General features: G+C 71.8%; 1 protein-coding gene and 1 tRNA gene. One reads left to right on the plus strand and one right to left on the minus strand.

What is annotated here, in order from left to right; genetic code table 11:
• Nucleotides 1–184 precede the first annotated feature (184 nt).
• Nucleotides 185–2,848, plus strand: a complete 2,664-nt coding sequence (locus ACQKIP_RS43945; protein WP_365858060.1) for a SpoIIE family protein phosphatase — start codon at nt 185–187, stop codon at nt 2,846–2,848.
• An 87-nt stretch (nt 2,849–2,935) separates the two neighbouring features.
• Here ACQKIP_RS43945 and ACQKIP_RS43950 read toward each other — a convergent pair.
• Nucleotides 2,936–3,008: transfer RNA gene (locus tag ACQKIP_RS43950), tRNA-Thr, on the minus strand.
• Between the last annotated feature and the right edge of the window lies 1 nt (nt 3,009).

Genomic DNA, 3,009 nt, shown 5'->3' on the forward strand with positions numbered 1-3,009 from the left:
GGCCATAACAGTTCGGCAGCTTCGCACACCGTTCCGCACACCCTCCGGGCGGAAACACTGACGACCGGCATCAGCATGGACGGCGAAGGTAAGTAACCTGGCATCCGGCTGTCCAACCACCTCGGTCCTGCCCGGCCTGGGCGGTGGCACACGTACAAGCGGGCATCGGAGGGGCGGCCGCACCATGGTGGGAGATCTGGGCGTCGATACTCGTACGAGGAGTTCTGTGATCACCGCGCGCGCGGCTGCGACTTTCGACCCCGTCGGGCGTTCCGTCGCGACGGCACGCTCCTTTGTCCGCGACACCCTCCAGGGATGGGGGTTCACGGACATCGTCGACGACGCCGTCGTCCTCACCAGCGAGCTCGTCACGAACGCCGTCGTGCACGCCGGAACGGCCGCGGACGTGCTCTGCCTGCGCAGCGAGGACGCCGTCCGCATCGAGGTCTCCGACCACTATCCGGAACGGGAAATCCCGCTCCAGCAGGCTGCCGTGAACATGGGCAACCCCGACCGCGAGGGCGGCCGCGGCCTCCAGCTGTGCGCGGCGCTGGCCACCCGCTGGGGCGTCGACTACACCCCCACGCAGAAGCAGGTCTGGTTCCAACTCGACCTCCCCGACCGCTCCGTGGGCACCCGCGCCGCCGGCCCCGCCCTGCCGGCCGAGCTGCTCCCGCTGACCGACGGCAGAGTCCGCGTCGCCGTCGTCCAGATCGACCGCGCGGGCGCGATCTCCGCCTGGAACGAAGACGCCGAAGAACTCTTCGGTTACGCCGCCGAGCAGGTCACCGGCAAACCGCTCACCGACCTCGCCGCCTGGCCGCACACCCCGGGCACGAGCACCGGCATCGTGGAGGCCCTGCGCCTGTCCCGCTGGGAGGGCAGCTACGGCATCCGCGGCTCCGACGGCCGCGTCACCCCCGTCTACGCCTCCCACCTGCGCGTCCGCGACGCCGACGGCGAACCCTCCACGGTCTGCCTCCTGGTCCGCGACGACGAGCGCGCCGTCCTGCAGACTCCGCTGCGGGGCCCCGCCCCCGAGCCCGGAACGCTCACCGAGGCACACCCGGCCGACCCCTTCGAGGTCTTCATCGGCTCCCCGGCGCCGGACGACCTCGACGGCCTGCTCCAGCGCACCGTCGAACGCGCCCGCGACATGCTCGACGGCGACGCCGCCTTCCTGCTCCTCGCCACGGACGACGAGACCGAGCTTGAGGTCCGGGCCTCCACAGGCCTTCCGTCGGCCCGTCAGCGCTTCGCCCGCGTCCCCGTGGAGGCGGGCCCCGGACGGTACGGCTCCGCCCGCATGCCGGCCGTACACGAAGACCTCACGGTCGTCCCCGGCGCCGTCCCGCTCCTCAGCGGCACGGGCATGCGCTCCGTGGTCACGGTCCCCCTGAAGGTCGAGGGCCGCCTCACGGGCTCCCTGGGCGTCGCCGCCGAGTCCCCCGACCGGTACTCGAACGAAGAGGCCCTGCGCCTCCAGTTCGCCGCCGACCGCATCGCCCTGGCCGTCGAGTCCGCGCGCCTCGGCGAGCTGGAGCGACTGCGCCGCGGCTCGCTCTCCTTCCTCGTCGAGGCCTCCGACCTCCTCGCCGGCACCCTGGACCGCGACCAGACGCTGGCCCTCATGGCCCAGATGACGGTCCCGACGCTCGCCACCTGGTGCGCCGTCTACACGATCGCCGACCAGGCGTCCGAGCCCTACCTCTCGTACGTCCTCCACGAGGACGAGGAGCGCATCGACGGCCTGAAGGCGCTCCTCTCCAAGATCGCCCCTCCCGACCCCGTACCGACCCCCGGAGCCCGCGTCTGGGCCGCCCCCTCGGAAGCAGCCCACCAGGCCGCCCTGCGCACCTCCATGCGCAGCCTCGGCCTGGGCGAGCCCCTGAGCCTGGGCTCGGGCATCGGCACGACGCTCTCCACGGCGTCCGCGGTGGGCGGCGAGACGGTCGTCCTGCCCCTGGTGGCCCGCAACCGCGTCATCGGCATGCTCACGCTGGGCAAGCCATCCGACGAACACTTCCGCCAAGAGATCCTGGAATTGGCCGAAGATCTCTCCCGCCGAGCGGCCCTCGCCCTGGACAACGCCCGCCTCTACTCCGAGCGCATGGCCATCAGCCAGTCCCTCCAGCGCAGCCTGCTGCCGCCCGGCGTCCCGGAGATCCCGGGCGTCGAGGTCGACGTCATCTACCGCGCGGCCGGCGAGGGCAACGAAGTCGGCGGCGACTTCTACGACGTCTTCCCGATCCGCGACGGCGCGTACGGCTTCGCGATCGGCGACGTCTGCGGCACGGGCCCGGAGGCCGCCGCGGTCACCGGCCTGGCCCGCCACGCGCTGCGTCTCCTGGCCCGCGAGGGCTTCGGCGGCCCCGCGGTCCTGGAGCGCCTGAACGCCGCGATCCTCGACGAGGGCGCCCGCAGCCGCTTCCTGACCCTGCTGTATGGGGAGTTGTGGCCGCAGGAGGACGGCTCAGCCGTGCTGAAGATCGTCTGTGCGGGACACCCGCTCCCGCTCCGCCTGCGCCAGGACGGCACGGTCGAACCGTACGCGGAGCCGCAGCCGCTGCTCGGCGTCATGGACGACCTGGAGCTCTACGAACAGACGGTGACGCTCGATCCTGGTGACGTGCTCCTCTGCGTCACGGACGGAGTCACCGAGCGCCGCGAGGGCACCCGCATGCTCGGCGACGACGGCCTCGCGGATGTCCTCACGACGTGCACGGGCCTCACGGCCGGCGCGGTCGCGGCCCGCATCATGCGGGCGGTGGAGCGCTTCGCGTCGGACGCTCCGTCGGACGACATGGCGATCCTCGCAATGCGGGTCACCGGCCTCCAAAAGGACTGAACTTCGCCGCGGGGCCTTCGGGCCCCGCCACGGGAAACGAAAAAGTCCCCGCCCAACTGGGCGGGGACTTTCCCTTCTTGCTGTCTGAGCCCCCAAGCGGAATCGAACCGCTGACCTTCTCCTTACCATGGAGACGCTCTACCGACTGAGCTATAGGGGCC

This window comes from Streptomyces sp. NPDC059900, assembly GCF_050270335.1.
Classification (GTDB): Bacteria; Actinomycetota; Actinomycetes; order Streptomycetales; family Streptomycetaceae; genus Streptomyces.